The organism is Streptomyces megasporus (genome assembly GCF_000718985.1).
Lineage (GTDB): Bacteria > Actinomycetota > Actinomycetes > Streptomycetales > Streptomycetaceae > Streptomyces > Streptomyces megasporus.
In genome coordinates this window covers 1-20,253 of the sequence record NZ_JODL01000007.1, presented here as the reverse complement: position 1 = coordinate 20,253, position 20,253 = coordinate 1, and the positions used below count along the sequence as shown (strand labels likewise).

The following is a 20,253-nucleotide window of genomic DNA, read 5'->3' as shown; positions in this document are numbered from 1 at the left end:
GCCCGTACGGACCGCGCCGCGGACAGCACGGCTTCCAAGGAGTGAGTTCGTTCTTGTCGACCGCCATTCTCACCGGTCCACCGGTCGCGGGGGCGCCCCTGGAGGGCGATCTGCGGTCGCTGGGCTTCGACGTGCGGGTGGCGTCCGACGCCGCCGGGGTGGAGGCGGAGCTGGCCGCCGTCCCGGCGGGTGAACGCGTCGCCCTCGTCGACCCCCGCTTCGTCGGCCACCGGCACAGCCTGCGGCTGGCCCTGACCGACCCCCGCTTCCCCGCCGCCGCCGTGCCGGGCGCCCTCACGGCCCGCCCCGAGGCCCGCGCCGCCCTGGCCCGGGCCGTGGCGACCGCGGTGGCCGCCGCGCCGCGGGAGAACGCGCCGGTCACCGCCGAACGAGGCGCCGCCGCCGACACCGCCACAGCCGACGTCGCCGCGCCGGCGGTCCCGGAACCCGCCACCCTGCCCGACCGGGTGGCCGCCGCCCTGGAGCGGGACGCGGACGCCCCCGCCGTCCACCGGCCCGAGCTGGGGGTGCTCGTCGCCGGCGTGCCCGCCGACGAGGCGGCACGGGAGGAGGCCCGGCGGGCCGTGGCGGCCGTGGACGAGGAGAACGTGCGGCTGCGCTCGGCCGTGAAGTCCCGTGACGGTTTCTTCACCACCTTCTTCATCAGCCCCTACTCCCGTTACGTCGCCCGCTGGTGCGCCCGGCGCGGACTCACCCCCAACCAGGTGACGACCGCCTCGCTGCTCACCGCGCTGATCGCCGCGGCCTGCGCCGCCACCGGCACCCGAGGCGGCTTCGTGGCCGCCGGGGTGCTGCTGATCGCCTCGTTCGTGCTGGACTGCGCCGACGGGCAGCTCGCCCGCTACTCGCTGAAGTACTCCACGCTCGGCGCCTGGCTGGACGCCACCTTCGACCGCGTCAAGGAGTACGCCTACTACGCGGGCCTGGCGCTCGGCGCGGCCCGCGGCGGCGACGACGTGTGGGCCCTGGCCCTGGGCGCGATGGTGCTCCAGACCTGCCGCCACGTGGTGGACTTCTCCTTCAACGAGGCCGACCGGCACGAGGACGGGGCGACCGGCAACGCCGGCCCCACCGCCGCCCTCTCCGGACGGCTCGACCGCGTCGGTTGGACGGTCTGGGCCCGCCGCATGATCGTGCTGCCCATCGGCGAGCGCTGGGCGCTCATCGCCGTCCTCACCGCGCTCACCACCCCCCGCACCACCTTCGTCGTGCTGCTGATCGGCTGCGCGTTCGCCGCCTGCTACACCACCGCCGGACGGGTGCTGCGCTCGCTCGCCCGCAAGGGGAGGCGCACCGACCGGGCCACCCGGGCCCTGGCCGAGCTGGCCGACTCCGGTGCCCTCGCCGAGGGCCTGTCCGTCGTGTTCCGGGGCGTGCGACGGCCCCCGTTCGCCGCGCCGGCCCTCGCCCTGGTGGGCTCGGCCGTTCCGGTGGCCTGCGCGCTGTGGACGCCCGTGGGAAGCCCGTGGCCGATCGTGGGCGCGGCGGTGTACGCCGTCCTGGCCTCGGCAGCCGTCGCCCGCCCCCTGGGGGGCGCGCTGGACTGGCTGGTGCCGCCCCTCTTCCGCGCGGCGGAGTACACCACGATCCTGGTGCTGGCCGCCCGATCGGAGACGAACGGGGCCCTGCCCGCCGCGTTCGGGCTGGTCGCGGCGGTCGCCTACCATCACTACGACACGGTGTACCGCATCCGCGGTGGCACCGGAGCCCCTCCGCACTGGTTGGTGCGGGCGATCGGCGGACACGAGGGACGCGTCCTGGTGGTCACGACCGCCGCCGCCCTCTGGGCCGGGAGCCAGGGCTTCACGATCGCGCTCACGGTCCTGGCCGGGGCCCTGGCGCTCACGGTGCTCGCCGAGAGCGTCCGTTTCTGGGTGTCCTCGCAAGCACCCGCCGTACACGACGAAACAGGAGAACCCGCATGATCGGCCTCGTGCTGGCCGCCGGCGCCGGACGGCGTCTGCGTCCCTACACCGACACCCTCCCCAAGGCACTGGTGCCGGTGGACCCGGACGGCGAGGGCACCACGACCGTGCTCGACCTCACCCTCGGCAACTTCCGCGAGGTCGGCCTGACCGACGTCGCCGTGGTCGTGGGATACCGCAAGGAGGCCGTGTACGAGCGCAAGGCCGCCCTGGAGAAGAAGTACGGCGTCACCCTCCACCTGGTGGAGAACGACAAGGCCGAGGAGTGGAACAACGCCTACTCCCTGTGGTGCGCCCGCGAGGTCATCAAGGAGGGCGTGATCCTCGCCAACGGCGACACCGTCCACCCCGTCTCCGTGGAGCGGACGCTGCTGGACGCCCGCGGGGAGGGCCGCAGGATCATCCTCGCCCTCGACACGGTCAAGAAGCTCGCCGACGAGGAGATGAAGGTCGTCGCCGAGCCCGGCAAGGGCGTGCGGCGGATCACCAAGCTGATGGACCCCGCCGACGCCACCGGCGAGTACATCGGCGTGACCCTCATCGAGGGCGAGGCGGCCGTCGACCTGGCCGACGCCCTGAAGGCCACCTACGAGCGCGACCCGCAGTTGTACTACGAGGACGGCTACCAGGAGATGGTGGACCGCGGCCTCACCGTCGACGTCGCCCCGATCGGCGAGGTGAGCTGGGTCGAGATCGACAACCACGACGACCTGAACAAGGCGCGGGAGATCGCGTGCCGGTACTGACCCGACTCATTCCGTCGCCGGTCGTCGTCGACATCAGGCCCGGCGCGCTGGACGGCCTGGCGGGCCTCCTCGTCGACCAGCGCATCTCGGCCTCCGGCAAGCTCGCGATCGCCATCAGCGGCGGCTCGGGGGCGGCACTGCGCGAGCGGTTCGCCCCCGCCCTGCCGGGGGCCGACTGGTACGAGGTCGGCGGCGGCACCCTGGACGACGCCATCAAGCTCGCCGACGGCATCAAGTCCGGCCGTTACGACGCGGTCGTCGGCATGGGCGGCGGCAAGATCATCGACTGCGCCAAGTTCGCCGCGGCGCGCGTCGGCCTGCCGCTGGTCGCCGTCGCCACGAACCTCAGCCACGACGGGCTGTGCTCCCCGGTCGCCACGCTCGACAACGACGCCGGACGCGGCTCGTACGGCGTGCCGAACCCGATCGCGATCGTCATCGACCTCGACGTCATCCGCGAGGCCCCGATCCGCTTCATCCGCTCGGGCGTCGGGGACGTGATCTCCAACATCTCCGCCGTCGCCGACTGGGAGCTGTCCCACCGGGTGACCGGCGAGCAGATCGACGGCCTGGCCGCCGCCATGGCCCGCCAGGCCGGCGAGGCGGTGCTGCGCCACCCGGGCGGCTGCGGCGACGACGAGTTCCTCACCGTGCTGGCCGAGGGGCTGGTGCTGACCGGCATCTCCATGTCGGTGGCCGGCGACAGCCGCCCCGCCTCGGGCGCCTGCCACGAGATCAACCACGCCTTCGACCTGCTCTACCCCAAGCGCGCCGCCGCGCACGGCGAGCAGTGCGGGCTCGGCGCCGCCTTCGCGATGCACCTGCGGGGCGCGGAGGAGCAGACGGAGCTGATGGTCCAGGTGCTGCGCCGGCACGGCCTGCCCGTGCTGCCCGGCGAGATCGGCTTCAGCGAGGACGAGTTCGTCAAGGTGGTGGAGTACGCGCCGCAGACCCGGCCCGGGCGCTACACGATCATCGAGCACCTGGACCTGTCCACCGACCAGATCAGGGACGCGTACGCCGACTATGTCAAAGCTGTCAAAGCCATCGGTGGCTGAACTCCGCCCGGTCGTCCACCCCGTGGGGGTGAAGGACCGGCGGAGCGGTGAGCACTGGGCCGGGCGCCTGTACATGCGGGAGATCTCGCTGCGCTGGACCCGGCACCTGGTGAACACCCGGATAACGCCCAACCAGCTCACCCACCTGATGGTCGTCGCGGGTGTGGCCGCCGGCGCGGCGCTGCTGGTGCCGGGCCCGGTCGGGGCGATCGTCGCCGCCCTCCTCATCCAGCTCTACCTGTTGCTGGACTGTGTGGACGGCGAGGTCGCCCGCTGGCGCAAGCAGACGTCCATCACCGGTGTCTACCTGGACCGGGTGGGCCACTACCTGGCCGAGGCCGCCCTCCTGGTCGGCTTCGGCCTGCGGGCGGCGGACGTCTTCCGCGTCGAGGGCGCCTCGGTGAACTGGATGTGGGCCTTCCTGGGAACCGTGGCCGCGCTGGGCGCGATCCTGATCAAGGCCGAGACGGACCTGGTGGACGTGGCACGCTCCCGCAGCGGCCTGCCCGCGGTCAAGGAGGAGGCGGCGGTTCCCCGCTCCGCCAAGCTGGCGCTGGCCCGCCGGGCGGCGGCGGCGCTGAAGTTCCACCGGCTGGTCGGCGGGGTCGAGGCGTCCCTGGTGATCCTGGCGGTGGCCGTGGCGGACACGGTGCGCGGCGACCTCTTCTTCACCCGTCTGGGTGTCGCCGTCCTGGCGGCGATCGCCGTGGTGCAGACGCTGCTGCACCTGGTGTCCATCCTGGCGTCGAGCAGGCTGCGGTGACGTGGACGGCGCGGGGCCGGGGCCGGGGAGCGTCGGCGAGCGGCGGTGCGAGGGACGGTGAGTGAGATGACGGACACGGACGGCACGGACGGCACGGACGGCGGGGAGGACAAGCCCCTGACCCTGGGCGCGGTCATCCTGACCATGGGCAACCGCCCCGAGGAGCTGCGCGCCCTGCTGGACTCGGTCGCCAAGCAGGACGGCGATCCCATCCAGGTCGTGGTCGTCGGCAACGGCGCCCCGCTGCCCGAGCTGCCCGACGGCGTGCGGACCGTGGAGCTGCCGGAGAACCTGGGCATCCCCGGCGGCCGCAACGTCGGGATCGAGGCGTTCGGACCCGGCGGGCGCGAGGTGGACGTCCTGCTCTTCCTCGACGACGACGGGCTGCTGCCCAACACCGACACCGCCGAGCTGGTCCGGCGGGCGTTCGCGGCCGATCCGAGGCTGGGCATCGTCAGCTTCCGCATCGCCGACCCGGTCACCGGCGCCACCCAGCGCCGCCACGTGCCCAGACTGCGGGCGTCGGACCCGCTGCGCTCCTCGCGCGTGACGACCTTCCTCGGAGGCGCCAACGCCGTGCGCACCAAGGTCTTCCAGGAGGTCGGCGGGCTGCCGGACGAGTTCTTCTACGCCCACGAGGAGACCGACCTGGCGTGGCGGGCACTGGACGCCGGGTGGATGATCGACTACCGCTCGGACATGGTGCTCCACCACCCCACCACCCTCCCCAGCCGCCACGCGGTCTACCACCGGATGGTCGCCCGCAACCGGGTGTGGTTGGCCCGCCGCAACCTCCCCCTCCCCCTCGTCCCCCTCTACCTGGGCGTCTGGTTGCTGCTGACGCTCCTGAGGAGGCCCTCGCGGCCCGCGCTGCGCGCCTGGATGGGCGGCTTCAAGGAGGGCTGGACCACTCCCTGCGGTCCACGCCGACCCATGAAGTGGCGTACGGTGTGGCGTCTGACCAGACTCGGTCGCCCTCCCGTCATCTGAATCTGACAAGCTCTGTTTCGAGGGCATCGGGTCCGGCTGACAGGGACCGGGGTCCCGCTGTACTCATCCCCATCCCGGCTTGTGCACTGTGAGGACGAAAGTTTCAACGTGAGCGAGACAACGCACGACGGTGCGATCGCGACGAGCGAGCCCCCGCGTTCCCCCGACGACGGCCTGTCCCCGGCCGAGCTCGCCGCCAAGTACGGTCTGACGGCGAGCGGGGCGCGGCCCTCCCTGGTGGAGTACGTCCGCCGGCTCTGGGCGCGGCGGCACTTCATCCTCGCCTTCTCCCGGGCCAAGCTCGTGGCGCAGTACAGCCAGGCCAAACTCGGCCAACTGTGGCAGGTCGCCACACCGCTGCTGAACGCGGCGGTGTACTTCTTCGTCTTCGGCGTCCTGCTGGGCGGCCGTGAGGGAGTGCCGGGCGGCAGGGAGAACTACGTCCCGTTCCTGGTCACGGGCGTCTTCGTGTTCACCTTCACCCAGACCTCGGTCCTCTCCGGGGTCCGCTCCATCTCCGGGAACCTGGGGCTGGTGCGCGCCCTGCACTTCCCGCGCGCCGCCCTGCCGATCTCCTTCTCGCTGCAGCAGCTCCAACAACTGCTGTACTCGATGATCGTCCTGGCGGTCATCCTCCTCGGTTTCGGGCACTTCCCGGACTGGACCTGGCTGCTGGTGGCGCCGATCCTGGCGATGCAACTGCTCTTCAACACCGGGCTGGCGATGGTCATGGCCCGGCTGGGGAGCAAGACCCCGGACCTGGCCCAACTGATGCCCTTCGTGATGCGGACCTGGATGTACGCGTCCGGCGTGATGTTCTCCCTGGAGTACATGCTCAGGGAGCGGGCCGGCGCCCCGGAGTGGCTGGTGAGCGTGGCCCAGGCCAACCCGGCGGCCGTCTACATGGACCTCATGCGCTTCGCGCTCATCGACGGGTACACCGTTTCCGACCTCCCGCCGTACGGGTGGGCGCTCGCCGTGGGCTGGGCAGTCCTGATCGGGTTCGGCGGTTTCGTATTCTTCTGGAAGGCGGAGGAGCGTTATGGCCGTGGCTGAGAAGAGCCCGGAGAAGAACGCCACGGCCGCGTCGGCGGGGGAGGGCGAGCGCCGCCCGACCGTGATCGCCGACGACGTGCACATCGTCTACCGCGTCTACGGCGGCGCCCGGGGCAGGGGCAGCGCCACCGCGGCCCTCAACCGGATCATCCGCCGCAGGCCGGGCGGGAACGTGCGCGAGGTGCACGCGGTGAAGGGCGTGAGCTTCACCGCCTACCGCGGCGAGGCGATCGGCCTGATCGGCTCCAACGGCTCGGGCAAGTCGACCCTGCTGCGCGCCATCGCGGGGCTGCTGCCCGTCGAGCGGGGCAAGGTCTACACCGACGGGCAGCCCTCGCTGCTGGGCGTCAACGCGGCGCTGATGAACGACCTGACCGGCGAGCGCAACGTCATACTGGGCGGCCTGGCGATGGGCATGACCAAGGACCAGATCGAGGAGCGCTACCAGGACATCGTCGACTTCTCCGGCATCAACGAGAAGGGCGACTTCATCAGCCTGCCGATGCGCACGTACTCCTCCGGCATGGCGGCCCGCCTGCGGTTCTCCATCGCCGCCGCCAAGGACCACGACGTGCTGATGATCGACGAGGCGCTGGCGACGGGCGACAAGAAGTTCCAGAAGCGCTCGGAGGCCCGCATCCGCGAACTGCGCAAGGAGGCCGGGACGGTCTTCCTCGTCAGCCACAACAACAAGTCGATCCGGGACACCTGCAACCGGGTGCTGTGGCTGGAGCACGGGGTGCTGCGGATGGACGGTCCGACGGACGAGGTGCTCAAGGAGTACGAGGAGTTCACCCGCAAGTAGCCGCGCGGCGGCGCGGCGACGGAGGGGACGGCCCTCACCACCCGGGACCGGGTGGTGAGGGCCGTCCCCTCTCGTCCGTCGGACCCGGGCGGAGGGCCGCCGGAGCACGACGTAAGCTGGGCCGGAGCCGGTGATCGGCGCGCCGGGCGGCAGTGCCCCGGACGGCCGAGCAGCGGGGCGTCCGCGAGACATGCCCGAAATAGGATGTTCTGCGTGACAGGTGCCGCAGACACCGCGGACGGGAGGTCGCCGATGTCACCGACACCCCGCCGCCGTCGGTGTTCCCGGACTGTCCCCGGATGCCGACGGACGCCGACGGACGCCGATGGACGCCGACGGGTGCCGCGGAAGGCCGCGGAAGCGGTCGGGTGGGAGGAACGGAGAGGTGACGGCGATGGCTACGGGCGGTCCACGGTGACCCCGCCCACGGACGTACGGGCGCGCGCCGTCCTCGACAAGGCCGCCCATGAGAACTTCCCCGTGGCACCCCGCTTCCTCCCCCGCGCCTGGCGGAACGATCTGCTGGCCGTCTACGGCTGCGTCCGCCTCCTGGACGACATCGGCGACGGGGACCTCGCCCCCGGCGGCGCCGACGCCGCCGCCCTGGGGGTGGAACCCGACCTGGCCGACGACCGCCCGGCCCTGCTCGACGCCTTCGAGGCCGAACTGCGCCGCGTCTTCCACGCCGCCGCCGACCCCGGGGCGGGGCACCGGGACGGGCCCGGCCACCCCCTGCTGAGCGCCCTGGTGCCGACCGTCCGCCGCCACGCCCTGACGCCCGAGCCGTTCCTCGCCCTGATCGAGGCCAACCGGCGCGACCAGAAGGTCCGCCGGTACGGCACCTGGGAGGAACTGCTGGGGTACTGCGAACTGTCCGCGAACCCCATCGGCCGGCTCGTCCTGGCCGTCACCGGCACCACCACCCCCGAACGCGTCCGCCGCTCCGACGCCGTCTGCACCGCCCTGCAGATCGTCGAACACCTCCAGGACGTCGCCGAGGACCTGACGCAGCGCGACAGGATCTACCTCCCCGCCGAGGACCTGGAGCGCTTCCGCGTCACCGAGGCCGACCTCGCCGCCCCCACCGCGAACGCGTCGGTGCGTGCCCTGGTGGCCTGGGAGGCGCGGCGCGCACACGACCTGCTGAACGAAGGAGATCCACTGGTGGCAAGCGTCCCCGGGGTGCTGAAAGTCCTCCTCGCCGGGTTCGTCGGCGGCGGCCGGGCGGCCCTGCGCGCCATCCGGTCCGCCCGGTACGACGTCCTGTCCGCCACGCCGCGCCCCACCCGGGTCGGTGTGCTGCGCGACGCGGTCGCGGCCCTGGGGAGGGCACGGTGAGCCGGACCCTGGATCCGCCCGGCCGGGCGCTGCCCCTCTCCCCGCAGGTCTTCGCGGCCTACCGCTACTGCGAGGCCGTCACCGGGCGGCAGGCCCGCAACTTCGCCTACGGCATCCGGCTGCTGCCCACGGCGCAGCGGCAGGCGATGTCCGCCCTGTACGCCTTCTCGCGGCGCGTCGACGACATCGGCGACGGCCCGCTGGAGCCGGAGGTCAAGCGGGCCCGGCTGGAGGAGACCCGCGAACTGCTCGGCCACGTCCGTGACGGGAAGGTGCCCGACGACGCCACCGACCCGGTCGCCGTGGCCCTGGCCGACGCCGCGCGCCGCTTCCCGATCCCGCTCGGCGGGCTCGACGAGCTGATCGACGGCGTCCTGATGGACGTCCGCGGCCGGACGTACGAGACCTGGGAGGACCTCAAGGAGTACTGCCGCTGCGTCGCGGGCGCGATCGGCCGGCTCTCCCTCGGGGTCTTCGGCACCGTGCCGGGTGCCCCCGGCGCCGAGCGCGCCCCCCACTACGCCGACACCCTGGGCCTCGCCCTGCAGGTGACCAACATCCTCCGCGACGTGCGGGAGGACGCCGCGGAGGGCCGCACCTACCTGCCCCGCGCCGAACTGGCCGCGTTCGGCTGCACCGACGCCCTCCGCCACGACGCGCCGCCGCCCGGCGCCGACTTCACCGGACTCGTCCGCTTCGAGGTGCGCCGCGCCCGCGAACTGTTCGCCGAGGGACTGAGACTGCTGCCGCTGCTCGACCGACGCTCCGCCGCCTGCGTGTCGGCCATGGCCGGCATCTACCACCGCCTGCTGACCCGCATCGCCCGCGACCCCCACGCCGTGCTGCGCGGCCGGATCTCCCTGCCGGCGCGCGAGAAGGCCTGGGTCGCCGTGCGCGGTCTGTCCGGACTGGACGCCCGGCGGGTCGGCCGCCTCGCCGCCCGAGGAAACGCCCGGTGACCGCCCCGGCGACCTTCGACCGGCGTGACGAGGCCCCCCGTGACGAGGCTCCCGGAGCCTCCCGCGCCGTCGTCGTCGGCGGCGGACTGGCGGGGGTCACCGCGGCGCTGCGCCTGGCCGACGCGGGGCTCGGCGTCACCCTGGTGGAGGCCAGGCCGCGACTGGGCGGGCTCGCCTTCTCCTTCCACCGCTCCGGCGCGGCCGGCGAGCTGACCGTCGACAACGGCCACCACGTCTACCTGCGCTGCTGCACCGCCTACCGCTGGTTCCTGGAGCGCATCGGCGCGAGCGCGCTCGCGCCCCTCCAGCGGCGTCTGGACGTTCCCGTCTACGACGCCGACCGGCGCCGCCTCGGACGGCTGCGCCGCACCGGCCTGCCCGTACCGCTGCATCTGGCACCCGGCCTGGCGACCTACCCCCACCTGAGCCCGGTCGAGCGCGTCCGGGCCGGACAGGCCGCCTTCGCCCTCAAGCGGCTGGGAGAGATCGACCCGGCCGACCCCGCCCTGGACGGGGTGGACTTCGCGAGCTGGCTGCGCCGGCACGGCCAGTCGCCGCGCGCGGTGCGTGCGCTGTGGGACCTCGTCGGCGTGGCCACCCTCAACGCCCGTGCCCAGGACGTCTCGTTGGGGCTGGCGGCGATGGTCTTCTCCACCGGCCTGCTCAGCGATCCCGGCGCCGCGGACATCGGCTGGTCCCGGGTGCCGCTGGGCCGGCTGCACGACGAGCTGGCCGGCGCCGTGCTGGAGAAGGCGGGCGTGCGCGTGGTCCGGCAGGGCCGCGTCCGGACGCTGCGCGCGGAACCGGACGGCACCTGGCGGGTCGCGGTGGACACCGGCGCGCACCGCGCGGGCGCGGACGGCGAGACGCTGACGGCGAGGACGGTCGTCCTCGCCGTCCCCCAGCGGGAGGCCCACCGGCTGCTGCCCGAGGGGGCGCTGCCCCACCCGGAGCGACTGCTGGAGATCGACGACGCGCCGATCCTCAACGTCCACGTGGTGTACGACCGCACGGTGCTGCGGCGGCCGTTCCTCGCCACGGTCGGCACCCCCGTGCAGTGGATCTTCGACCGCACCGAGGCCTCCGGGCTCCACGGCCCCGCCGAGGCGGGGCGGGAAGCGGGGGAGGTCGGGGCGGCGGGACCGGGGACGGGCGGCGGAGGCCAGTACCTGGTGGTCTCCCAGTCCGCCGCGCAGAAGGAGATAGGACTGCCCGTCGCCACCCTGCGCGAGCGCTACCTTCCCGAGCTGGCCCGTCTGCTGCCCGCCGCCTGCGGGGCACGGGTGCGCGACTTCTTCGTCACCCGCGAGCGGGCCGCCACCTTCGCTCCCGTGCCCGGGGTGGGGCGGCTGCGCCCCGCCGCGCGCACCGACGCGCCGGGGATCTGGCTGGCGGGCGCGTGGACGGCCACCGGCTGGCCCGCGACGATGGAGGGCGCCGTGCGCAGCGGCCTGACCGCCGCCCGCGGAGCGCTGACGGCCCTCGGACGCCCGCACGACGACGTCTTCCCGGAGGCGGCGTGAGCACGACAACAAAAGCAGAGGAGACCCCGTGACCCCGCCGATCCCGAGGACCTTGCCGGACACGGCCATCGACACCGAGAGTGTCGTCGCGCTGCTGGAGCGCGGTCGCACGCTCGCCACGCCGATGCTGCGCGCCGCCGTGGCGCGGCTCGCCCCGCCCATGGACACCGTCGCCGCCTACCACTTCGGCTGGATCGACGCCGAGGGCAACCCCGCGCGCGGCGACGGCGGCAAGGCGGTGCGTCCGGCGCTGGCCCTGCTGTCGGCCGAGGCCGCGGGCGCCGAGCCGGAGGCCGGCGTCCCCGGAGCGGTGGCCGTCGAGCTGGTCCACAACTTCTCCCTCCTCCACGACGACCTCATGGACGGCGACGAGCAGCGACGCCACCGCGACACCGTGTGGAAGGTGCACGGCCCGGCGCAGGCCATCCTGGTCGGGGACGCCCTGTTCGCGCTGGCCAACGAGGTGCTGCTGGAGATGGGCACGGCCGAGGCCGCGCGGGCCACCCGCCGTCTGACCCTGGCCACCCGCAAACTCATCGACGGCCAGGCGCAGGACATCTCCTATGAGCACCGCGAGAAGGTCACCGTCGCCGAGTGCCTGGAGATGGAGGGCAACAAGACCGGCGCGCTGCTGGCCTGCTCCGCCTCCATCGGAGCGGTGCTGGGAGGCGCCGACGAGGCCACCGCCGACGCCCTGGAGGCGTACGGCCACCACCTGGGCCTGGCGTTCCAGGCCGTCGACGACCTGTTGGGCATCTGGGGCGACCCGGAGGCGACCGGCAAGAAGACCTGGAGCGACCTGCGGCAGCGCAAGAAGTCCCTCCCCGTCGTCGCCGCCCTGGCCGAGGACGGCCCGGCCGCACGCCGGCTCGGGGAGCTGCTGGCCGAGGACGCCACCAAGAGCCAGGAGGAGTTCGAGGACTTCAGCGAGGAGGAGTTCGCGGCGCGGGCCGAGCTGATCGAGCGGGCCGGCGGACGCGAGTGGACCCTCCGGGAGGCCCGCCGCCGGCACGCCACCGCGCTGGAGGCGCTGGAGCGCGTCGAGATGCCCGGCCTGGTCCGGGAGCGGTTCGCGGCCTTGGCGGACTTCGTCGTCGTCCGCGAGGGCTGAGCACCGCTTCGCCCCTCTTCCGCGAGGCGCCCCCGGACCGGCGGTCCGGGGGCGCCTCGTGTTCCGTGGGCCTTCCCAACTTCCGTGTCCCGTGGTTCCGGCGCCGGACCGGGAACGGGGGCGGGGACGGGACCGGGCCGGTCGGTCAGGACTCCAGGAGGCGGTCGCGCAGGCGTTCGCGGAGCTCCGGGGTGAGGCCGAGCCCTCTGGTGAAGTAGCCCTCCACCCCGCCCCAGTGGTCGTCGATGGTGTCGAACGCCGTGTGGAGATAGGCGGGACGGACATCGAAGAGAGGGGCGAGCAACTCCATGACCTCCGGCGACATTCCCTCGGCGGCCTCGGGGGAGCGGTACACCCGGTAGCGGTGGTGGGGGGCGTTGGACTCCAGGTAGTCCGCCTCGATCGCCTCCCGTTCCACGTTCAGGGCCAGCAGCGTCACGGCGATCGACAGCCCGGCCCGGTCCTTGCCCGCCGCGCAGTGCATCAGCGCGGGCACGCTGTCCTCGGCCAGCGCGCGCAGCACCCGGCCGTGCTCGGCCGCACGGTCCGTGATCATCTCCCGGTAGGTGGCGATCATCCGGGCCTCCGCCAGACCGTCGCCCAGCGCGGCCCGCAGCTCCGTCAGATCGCCCTCGCGGACCATTGTCCAGAACTCGGCGCCGTGGGCGGGGTCCGACAACGGAACATTCACGTTTCTCACACCGGGCAACTCCACATCCGGCCCCTCCAGGGCCTGGTCGGCGGAGTTGCGGAAGTCGAAGACCGTGTGCAGCCCGAGCCGGGAGAGGAAGGCGGCGTCCTCCTCGGTCGCGTGGGCCAGGTGCCCGCTGCGGTAGAGCACGCCCCGCCGCACCCGTCGTCCGTCGACGGTCGGCAGCCCGCCGACCTCACGGAAGTTGCGCACCCCGGTCAGCAGGGGCTCCACGGTCTCGGACGTCACGGTCACTCCTTTGTCTCGGGGCTGTCTCGGGGCGTCTCCGGGTTCGTTCCCCGCGGTGTACCGGACGCTCCGACCGGGAGCGGCCCGACCTCGGAACGCCCGCTGTGGACGGATCGGTGCCGACCATACGGCATGGGCGACGAGTGGGACCGGAACGTGCGGTGGACGACCCGTGGAACAGTGGTGCCATGAGCGGTGTCACACGAGGCCCCCGAGGCGAGACGGGAGGCGGAACCGGGGCCGAGGCCGGGGTCGAGGCCGGGGGCGACGGGCTGTTCGCGCTCCCCGCGGTGGAGGTCGCGCCGGGCGCGATGCACCTGCCCGGGCACCTGGACCCGAAGGCGCAGCGGGAGCTGTTGGACGCCTGCCGGGTGTGGGCGCGTCCGCCCGCCGGACTGCGCACGGTGCGGATGCCCGGCGGCGGGGAGATGTCGGTGCGTCAGTTCTCCCTCGGTTGGCACTGGTACCCCTACGGCTACGCCCGTACGGCGGTGGACGGGGACGGGGCGCCGGTCAAGCCGTTCCCCGAGTGGTTGGGGGAGTGGGCGCGGCGGGCGGTGGAGGAGGCGTACGGCGACGGGGCGGGTGCCGTCCGGTACGACGTCGCGCTCGTCAACTTCTACGACGGGAAGGCGCGGATGGGCATGCACCGCGACCGCGACGAGCGGTCGGACGCCCCCGTGGTCTCCTTCAGCCTCGGGGACGCCTGCGTCTTCCGGTTCGGCAACACCGAGGGACGCGGTCGGCCGTGGACGGACGTCGAACTGCGCAGCGGCGACGCCTTCGTGTTCGGCGGCCCCTCCCGCCTGGCCCACCACGGGGTTCCGCGCGTGCGTCCCGGCACCGCCCCACCGGCCCTCGAACTGCGGGGTCGGGTCAACATCACGGTCCGGGCACGGTAACTTGCCCCTGGCACACGAGGGTTATGATCGGTGCCACCCGTCCACGAGGCGTGCTTCCTTCACTCGTTGGGGGGCTGGCGAAGGGTGGCGAATATGTCAACCGCGCCTGCGCTTCCTCTGGGTGACGACTAGCGTTGCGGCGGTGCCGAGAGTCGGTGCGCCCACCGGCCCGCCGAGACGACCTCAACCATTTCCGAGGACTGCGATGCCTGAACCCCCGAGCTACGCGGTGCAAACAGGAAGGGGAAGTTCCGCTCCCATGCCCGCACCCACTCTGCCCGGCTCCTCCGGTCCCGCCGTCTTCGACGGCGCTCCGAGCGCCCCGCCCGCACCGGGCAGGGGGCGGCGGAGGAAGAACGGAGGGGGAGGCACCGCGCGGGAGGGGGGACGGCGCGCCAGGCGTCCGGCCGGAGAGTCGTCCCTCGACGCCGCCCTGCGACGTCGGATGGTCCGCCTCGCCGTTCTGCCCGCCGCCCTGATAGCGGTCGCCGCCGCCGCGGTCATCGCCTACGTGCTGCGTGCCGTGGGCGGCGTCCAGGCCGACAGCGCCACCGTCTGGGGAGTGCTCGGCGGAGCGCTGCTGCTCGGCTGCGCCGTGGTGGTCGGGGCCGCGCTCTTCGCCTCCTCCGAGGCGCGCGCCGTCCTCGAACGCTACGCCGCGCTGCGGCACGCCGCCGCCCACCACCAGGCCGAGATCCAGGGCATGATGCACCGGCTCGAACAGGGCGAGTGGCCGCGACCGCCCGTCCACGGTCCGCTCCCCGAACCGGACGACGACCCCCTGAGTCTCCTCGTCCGCGACGTCGTCCAGGCCCAGCGCACCGCCGAACTGTCCCTGGTCCAGGCGGTCGCCCTGGTGCGCAGCAACTCCAGCGGCAGCGAGGAGAAGGTCGAGGTCTTCGTCAACCTCGCCCGCAGGCTCCAGTCCCTGGTGCACCGCGAGATCGAGCTGCTGGACGAACTGGAGAACGAGGTCGAGGACCCGGACCTGCTCAAGGGCCTCTTCCACGTCGACCACCTGGCCACCCGCATCCGGCGGCACGCCGAGAACCTCGCCGTCCTGGGCGGCGCGGTCTCCCGCCGTCAGTGGAGCCGTCCGGTCACCATGACCGAGGTGCTGCGCTCCGCCATCGCCGAGGTCGAGCAGTACCCCAGGGTCAAGCTGGTGCCGCCCATCGAGGGCACCCTGCGCGGCCACGCCGTCGCCGACGTCATCCACCTGCTCGCCGAGCTGGTGGAGAACGCCACGGAGTTCTCCGCCCCCAACACCCAGGTCCTGCTGCGCGCCCAGCGGGTCACCGCCGGTCTGGCCGTCGAGGTCGAGGACCGCGGTCTGGGCATGACGCCCGCCGAGCAGAACCGGATGAACGGACTGCTGGCGGACCCCGAACGGGTCGATGTCGCCGAGCTCCTCCAGGACGGGCGGATCGGTCTCTTCGTGGTCTCCGCGCTCGCCCGACGGCACAACATCACCGTCCAGCTCCAGACCAACATCTACGGCGGCACCCAGGCGGTGCTCATCCTGCCCGACGTCCTCCTGGGCGACGGAGCGGAGAACGCGCCGCGGCCGACGGCCGCGGAGCCGGCCGGCGGATACCGACCGCTTCCCCCCGAGGCGGCGCGGGCCGTGCCCCCCGCGACCCCGGCGCCGCCCCCCGCCGTGACGCGCGCCCCGGAGCCCGTCGCGCCCGAGCGCCGCCCCACGCCCCCTCCCACTCCCCGACCCGTGCCGTCCGCGGCGACACCGGCCGCGGAGCCGGCGTCGGCCGGGGCACCGCACGCCGCTTTGGCCCCGCACTCGAACCCCCCGGTCGGGGTGGGCGACGGCGACCGGCCGCAACTCCCGCGTCGCCGCCGCCAGGAGCACCTCGTTCCCGAACTGCGCCAACCCCAACGGGTCGCCGGGACGCCGGACGGCTCCGAGGCCGAGCACAACCCCGGCCTGATGGCCGCCTTCCGTCGGGGAGCCAGCCTCGCCGAGGAAGCCGACGACAACCACCCCCGATAGCCCACCTCCCGGCCTGTCACCCCAAGGAGAAGAACGCGATCATGGTGAGCGATGCCCACATCGGCCAGACGTCGGACCTGTCCTGGCTGCTGACCGGTCTCGTCCAGCAGCGGCGGCGAGGTGCGGCAGGTGGTCGCCGAGCTCGACACCGCCCTGCTGTTCGTCTCGACCGCCGGGTCCGGCGCCTGCCTGGCCGTCCTCGCCGACACCGAGGCGGACGCGGCCGTGCTCGGCTACGAGATGGCGATGCTCGTCAAACAGGTCCGCACCCACCTGGCCACCCCCGCACGCCACCCCCTCACCACATCCCCTGAAGGAGACCTCTCGTGACCTCTACGGCAACCGCCACCGCCCTGGTGAAGACGACGTTCCTGGAGCTGGAGATCACCGGCCGGTGCCAGCTCGCCTGCACCCACTGCTACGCACAGTCCGGACCCACCGGCGACCACGGCACCATGACCGCCGACGACTGGCTGTCGGTCATCGACCAGGCCGCCGACCTGGGCGTGACCGAGGTGCAGTTCATCGGCGGCGAGCCCACCCTGCACCCGGACTTCACCAAGCTGCTGGACCACGCCATCGACCGCGGCCTGCGCGTCCAGGTGTTCTCCAACCTCATCCACGTCCGCGAGGAGGTGTGGGACCGCCTGCGCTGCCCGGCAGTGTCGCTGGCGACCTCCTACTACAGCGACTGCGCCGACGAGCACGGCCGCGTCACCCGGCGCCCGGCCTCCCACACCCGCACCCGCAACAACATCGCCCGCGCGGTGACGCTCGGCATCCCGATCAAGGTCGGGGTCATCGACGTCCTCGACGGCCAGCGTGTCGAGGAGGCCCGCCGCGAGCTGGAGGCCCTCGGGGTGCAGCGCATCCACATCGACCGGCAGCGCGGCGTCGGCCGGGCCGCCACCACCGCCGCGCCCACCGTCACCGAGCTGTGCGGCCGGTGCGGTATCGGCCGGGCCGCGATCGGCCCCGACGGTCAGGTCTGGCCGTGCGTGCTGTCCCGCTTCCTGCCCGCGGCCGGTAACGTCCTCACCACCCCGCTGCGGAACATTCTGGAGGGCCCGCGCCTGGCGGCCCTGGTCGAACAGATCCCCAAGCGGCCGGGCGCGACCGCATGCAAGCCCAACAGCGACGGCTCGGACTGCTCCCCGGCCGAGACGACCGCCTGCAACCCCGCCTACTGAGAAGGGAGCCGGCTGTGAACTGGACGCCGCACGCCGAGCGCCTGGCCGCCGACGTGACCCACCCGATCTCGCGGTGGCGGCCTGCCGTGGCGGCCACTCCCAGGCACCTGTTCGTGCCCCGCTGGTGGCATCCCAACGGCGACGGCTGGGAGCTGCGCAATGGCCCCGCCGACCTCGAGGCATGGGCGGCCGCAGCCTACAGCGACGCCGGATCGCTGGTGACCCGTGTCGGGCACCTGCACGCCGACCACGCCCGCCTCGGCGACCAGCCCACCGGCCTGCCCACCTCCTCGTCCACCCACCCGTCGCTGGTGGTGCGGATGCTGCGCCACGGCATGCTCACCGACACCAGCGATCTGCTGATCGTCGGGACCGGCAGCGGCTACTCCACCGCCCTCGCCTGCGCCCGGCTCGGCCAGCACCGGGTGGCCAGCGTGGACGTGGACGGCTACCTGGTGCACGCCGCCACCGAGCGCTTGGCCGCGGCCGGGTGGGCGCCGACCGTGGCTGCGGTGGACGCCACCGGGCTGCTGCCCGGCGCCTACGACCGCATCGTGTCGATGGTCGCCGTCCGGCCCGTCCCGGCCTCGTGGCTGGCCGCACTGCGACCCGGCGGCCGGCTGGTGACCACGCTGGAGAACATGCCCGTCATCATCACTGCCGACAAGACCGACGACGGCGGCGCGGCCGGGCGGGTGGAGTGGGACCGCGCCGGGTTCATGCGCGTCCGCCACGGCCACGACTACCCACCCGGCCTCGCCGCCCGCCTCACCACGCTCCGAGACCGCGAGGGCGAGCACGTCAGCACCGGCCGCTACCCCGTCCTCGACGTGATGGAGGCGTGGGACGTGTGGTCCATGCTGGAACTGGACGAGCCCGGCATCGAGCACCACTTCGAGATCGGACCCGACCGGCGCCGCACCGCCTGGATGCTGCACCCCGACGGCTCCTGGGCCAGGGCCACCGCCATCTGGACCGACCCGCCACAGGTCTACCAGAGCGGCCCCCGCCGCCTATGGGACACCCTGGAGAAGATCCGGACCCGCCTCAACACCGAGGGCGGCCTACCTGTCTATGGCGCCCAGGTCAGGATCGACCCGGACGGCACCGTGCACTTCTCCCGTGGCCGGTGGCACGCCCAGCTCACCGCCCGATAACCCCGGCACCACTCCTGACCGGGCCCTGTCCGCGCGGCTCCCCACGACGCGCGGACAGGGCCCTTCCCCTGCCCAGTCCCAAGTACGCAAGGAACACCACGCACTCCCCATGACCGACCAGCCACTGACCTCCCTGCCCCACCCCGCCCCCTCCGGGCAGATCGACGCCGAGGACGCCGCCCGGTGCCTGGGCCGCCAGATCAAAGCACTCAGAACCCGCGCCCGCCTCACCCGAGAAGAGCTGGGACACAAGATCGGCTACGGCAGCGAGACCGTCGCCGCAGTGGAACGGGGACGACGCATCCCGCAGGAACAGTTCCTCGCCGCCGCCGACAGCGTGCTGGACGCCGCCGGAGCCCTGGCCACCGCCACCAACCTGGTGGACCAGATCCGCGCCAGCACCCTGCTACGGCAGCGCGGCGGCCCCCTGGACGTCACCGCCTGGCACACCTACGCCCCGCTGCTGGTGCCCGACGTACTCCAGACCACCGACTACGCGCGAGCCGTCCTCACCGGCCTCTGCCCACCTCTGGGCGAGGAGGCCGTCGAAGAGCGCCTGACCGCCCAGGCCGCCCGCCAAAACGCTCTGCTCGACCGCCGCCCCGCACCGCTGGTCACCTGCGTCCTGGAGGAGACCGTGCTGCACCGGCCGTACGGCGGCCCGGCCGCGCTGCGCGGGCAGCTCGCCCACCTGCTGGACCTGGCCCAGCGCCGGCACGTCACCCTTCAAGTGCTGCCCACCGCCGTCGTGGAGCACCCCGGCGCTGATGGCCCCTTCACCCTGCTGGACCCCACCGGCACCCGCCCGGCCGCCGCGGTGTACGGCGGCCGGACCACCACCCGCCGCGAAGAGGTCCGCGCGCTGGAGCAGCGGTACGGAGCCCTACGAGCCGCCGCCCTCACCCCCGCCGCCTCCATGGCACGTATCGGGGAGCTGCTGGAGCAGTCCGCGGACGCCTCGCTCACTGGTCCGGCATGAGCGCTGACGGCGGCACATCCAGCGCCAAGGCGATCTGCAAGATGCGATCCAGCGGCGGGGAGGTGATGCCCAGTTCGATCCGGACGATGGTCCGCCGCTCCACTCCGACCCGCTCGGCCAACCCCTCTTGAGTGAGGTTGCGCCACAGCCGTTGTTCTCGAATCCGGTTCCCGACCTCTCTGCGCCACGCCAGGAGCTGGGCGGGTGGTGGATCAGAGGACGGCGGCACATGCTCACGCTGGGGGGCGCATGATCATTTGTCAGTGCCTTCAGGCGTGACACTTTCCGATCACTACTGGTGCGTAATGCAACAGATCCTTGGGGAGACACCCGAAGTGGTTACCGAGGGTTTCACCCCTTGCACCCTGCCGTAGCCGCGACAAGAAGGGACGGGAACTTGCGCATGTCCACCGAGGGAACTGAAGCTAACCGCCCGAACATGACTCCTCACCAGCGCAGGCTGGAGCTGGCCGAACGGGACCTCGCCGAAGCGCGAGCCCTGGACCTCGCCCACGCGGACCCGACCGCGCTGACGCTGACCGTAGAGCGCCTGCGGGCCGCGCTGCACGACACGATCCGCCTGGCTCGCGAGCTGATGGAGACCAGAGCATCCGAGCCCTGATGCTTGCTCGCCCGCAAACAGCCACCCCACCAACGACAAGTGACTCTAAGGAACATTGTCGCTGGCCAACGAGCGGACGTTCCTGGCCTGGATTCGCACCGCCCTGGCGCTGGTCGGCGGCGGGCTCGCGGTGAACCAGTTCCTGACCGGGATACGCCCG

The 20,253-nt window shown here is 73.1% G+C and carries 19 protein-coding genes and 2 pseudogenes; 19 read left to right on the top strand and 2 right to left on the bottom strand.

Annotated elements, in window-relative coordinates:
• Positions 1-53 precede the first annotated feature (53 nt).
• From IF47_RS0108735 to IF47_RS0108685, 11 genes are all read left to right on the top strand, one after another.
• Positions 54-1,946: a DUF5941 domain-containing protein gene (locus IF47_RS0108735; RefSeq protein ID WP_031507830.1), complete on the top strand. Its 1,893-nt coding sequence runs from the start codon at positions 54-56 to the stop codon at positions 1,944-1,946.
• Positions 1,943-2,692, top strand: a complete 750-nt coding sequence (locus IF47_RS0108730) for a phosphocholine cytidylyltransferase family protein (RefSeq protein WP_031507829.1) — start codon at positions 1,943-1,945, stop codon at positions 2,690-2,692. Before IF47_RS0108735 ends, IF47_RS0108730 begins: the two co-directional genes overlap by 4 nt.
• On the top strand, positions 2,680-3,750 hold the full coding sequence (locus tag IF47_RS0108725) for an iron-containing alcohol dehydrogenase family protein (RefSeq protein ID WP_031507827.1): 1,071 nt from the start codon (positions 2,680-2,682) through the stop codon (positions 3,748-3,750). Before IF47_RS0108730 ends, IF47_RS0108725 begins: the two co-directional genes overlap by 13 nt.
• Positions 3,719-4,513, top strand: a complete 795-nt coding sequence (locus IF47_RS0108720) for a CDP-alcohol phosphatidyltransferase family protein (RefSeq protein ID WP_078591663.1) — start codon at positions 3,719-3,721, stop codon at positions 4,511-4,513. Before IF47_RS0108725 ends, IF47_RS0108720 begins: the two co-directional genes overlap by 32 nt.
• 66 nt (positions 4,514-4,579) lie before the next feature.
• On the top strand, positions 4,580-5,503 hold the full coding sequence (locus tag IF47_RS0108715; protein WP_211257176.1) for a glycosyltransferase family 2 protein: 924 nt from the start codon (positions 4,580-4,582) through the stop codon (positions 5,501-5,503).
• Positions 5,504-5,611: 108 nt separating this feature from the next.
• Positions 5,612-6,559 (top strand): ABC transporter permease, encoded by a 948-nt coding sequence (locus IF47_RS0108710; protein ID WP_031507822.1) that lies wholly within the window; start codon positions 5,612-5,614, stop codon positions 6,557-6,559.
• Positions 6,546-7,364 (top strand): ABC transporter ATP-binding protein, encoded by an 819-nt coding sequence (locus IF47_RS0108705; protein ID WP_031507821.1) that lies wholly within the window; start codon positions 6,546-6,548, stop codon positions 7,362-7,364. Before IF47_RS0108710 ends, IF47_RS0108705 begins: the two co-directional genes overlap by 14 nt.
• 414 nt (positions 7,365-7,778) lie before the next feature.
• Positions 7,779-8,702 (top strand): squalene synthase HpnC, encoded by a 924-nt coding sequence (gene hpnC, locus IF47_RS0108700; RefSeq protein WP_031507820.1) that lies wholly within the window; start codon positions 7,779-7,781, stop codon positions 8,700-8,702.
• Positions 8,699-9,661, top strand: coding sequence for a presqualene diphosphate synthase HpnD (gene hpnD, locus IF47_RS0108695; RefSeq protein WP_031507818.1), 963 nt, complete (start codon positions 8,699-8,701; stop codon positions 9,659-9,661). Before hpnC ends, hpnD begins: the two co-directional genes overlap by 4 nt.
• Positions 9,658-11,184: a hydroxysqualene dehydroxylase HpnE gene (hpnE, locus tag IF47_RS0108690; RefSeq protein WP_078591661.1), complete on the top strand. Its 1,527-nt coding sequence runs from the start codon at positions 9,658-9,660 to the stop codon at positions 11,182-11,184. Before hpnD ends, hpnE begins: the two co-directional genes overlap by 4 nt.
• 52 nt (positions 11,185-11,236) lie before the next feature.
• Positions 11,237-12,295 (top strand): polyprenyl synthetase family protein, encoded by a 1,059-nt coding sequence (locus IF47_RS0108685; protein ID WP_106982527.1) that lies wholly within the window; start codon positions 11,237-11,239, stop codon positions 12,293-12,295.
• 145 nt (positions 12,296-12,440) lie between these two features.
• On the opposite strand, the gene IF47_RS0108680 is transcribed toward IF47_RS0108685, so the two are convergent.
• A complete protein-coding gene (locus IF47_RS0108680) occupies positions 12,441-13,241 on the bottom strand; it encodes a tyrosine-protein phosphatase (protein WP_037732259.1) in 801 nt (266 codons plus the stop codon).
• A 305-nt stretch (positions 13,242-13,546) separates the two neighbouring features.
• Here IF47_RS0108680 and IF47_RS0108675 point away from each other — a divergent pair, with 305 nt between their 5' ends.
• From IF47_RS0108675 to IF47_RS0108650, 6 genes and pseudogenes are all read left to right on the top strand, one after another.
• Positions 13,547-14,137, top strand: coding sequence for an alpha-ketoglutarate-dependent dioxygenase AlkB family protein (locus IF47_RS0108675; protein WP_051717322.1), 591 nt, complete (start codon positions 13,547-13,549; stop codon positions 14,135-14,137).
• Positions 14,138-14,396: 259 nt separating this feature from the next.
• Entirely contained in the window at positions 14,397-16,145 is a 1,749-nt protein-coding gene (locus tag IF47_RS0108670) for a sensor histidine kinase (RefSeq protein WP_245641051.1), read from the top strand.
• 111 nt (positions 16,146-16,256) lie between these two features.
• Positions 16,257-16,475: pseudogene (locus IF47_RS27600) on the top strand (roadblock/LC7 domain-containing protein); the annotation flags it as partial.
• The gene (locus IF47_RS0108660) at positions 16,472-17,335 is read left to right on the top strand and encodes a radical SAM/SPASM domain-containing protein (protein ID WP_051717269.1); all 864 of its coding nucleotides are present in this window, start codon (positions 16,472-16,474) and stop codon (positions 17,333-17,335) included. The pseudogene IF47_RS27600 and the gene IF47_RS0108660, both read left to right, overlap by 4 nt.
• 14 nt (positions 17,336-17,349) lie before the next feature.
• Positions 17,350-18,492, top strand: a complete 1,143-nt coding sequence (locus IF47_RS0108655) for a methyltransferase domain-containing protein (protein ID WP_031507806.1) — start codon at positions 17,350-17,352, stop codon at positions 18,490-18,492.
• A 109-nt stretch (positions 18,493-18,601) separates the two neighbouring features.
• On the top strand, positions 18,602-19,471 hold the full coding sequence (locus tag IF47_RS0108650) for a helix-turn-helix domain-containing protein (RefSeq protein ID WP_051717267.1): 870 nt from the start codon (positions 18,602-18,604) through the stop codon (positions 19,469-19,471).
• On the opposite strand, the gene IF47_RS29230 is transcribed toward IF47_RS0108650, so the two are convergent.
• Positions 19,455-19,700, bottom strand: coding sequence for a helix-turn-helix transcriptional regulator (locus tag IF47_RS29230; RefSeq protein ID WP_031507802.1), 246 nt, complete (start codon positions 19,698-19,700; stop codon positions 19,455-19,457). The genes IF47_RS0108650 and IF47_RS29230 overlap by 17 nt on opposite strands.
• Before the next feature lie 210 nt (positions 19,701-19,910).
• Between IF47_RS29230 and IF47_RS0108640 the strand changes: the two genes are divergently transcribed.
• Both IF47_RS0108640 and IF47_RS29225 read left to right on the top strand, forming a co-directional pair.
• Positions 19,911-20,093, top strand: coding sequence for a hypothetical protein (locus tag IF47_RS0108640; RefSeq protein ID WP_031507800.1), 183 nt, complete (start codon positions 19,911-19,913; stop codon positions 20,091-20,093).
• A 58-nt stretch (positions 20,094-20,151) separates the two neighbouring features.
• Positions 20,152-20,253, top strand: a pseudogene (locus IF47_RS29225) (DUF202 domain-containing protein); the annotation flags it as partial.

Coding starts and splice junctions, on each gene's coding strand:
- IF47_RS0108715 (WP_211257176.1), top strand. CDS start 4,580: ATGACGGACACGGACGGCACGGACGGCACGGACGGCGGGGAGGACAAG.
- IF47_RS0108705 (WP_031507821.1), top strand. CDS start 6,546: ATGGCCGTGGCTGAGAAGAGCCCGGAGAAGAACGCCACGGCCGCGTCG.
- IF47_RS0108720 (WP_078591663.1), top strand. CDS start 3,719: ATGTCAAAGCTGTCAAAGCCATCGGTGGCTGAACTCCGCCCGGTCGTC.
- IF47_RS0108650 (WP_051717267.1), top strand. CDS start 18,602: ATGACCGACCAGCCACTGACCTCCCTGCCCCACCCCGCCCCCTCCGGG.
- IF47_RS0108670 (WP_245641051.1), top strand. CDS start 14,397: ATGCCCGCACCCACTCTGCCCGGCTCCTCCGGTCCCGCCGTCTTCGAC.
- IF47_RS0108640 (WP_031507800.1), top strand. CDS start 19,911: ATGACTCCTCACCAGCGCAGGCTGGAGCTGGCCGAACGGGACCTCGCC.
- IF47_RS0108675 (WP_051717322.1), top strand. CDS start 13,547: ATGCACCTGCCCGGGCACCTGGACCCGAAGGCGCAGCGGGAGCTGTTG.
- IF47_RS0108730 (WP_031507829.1), top strand. CDS start 1,943: ATGATCGGCCTCGTGCTGGCCGCCGGCGCCGGACGGCGTCTGCGTCCC.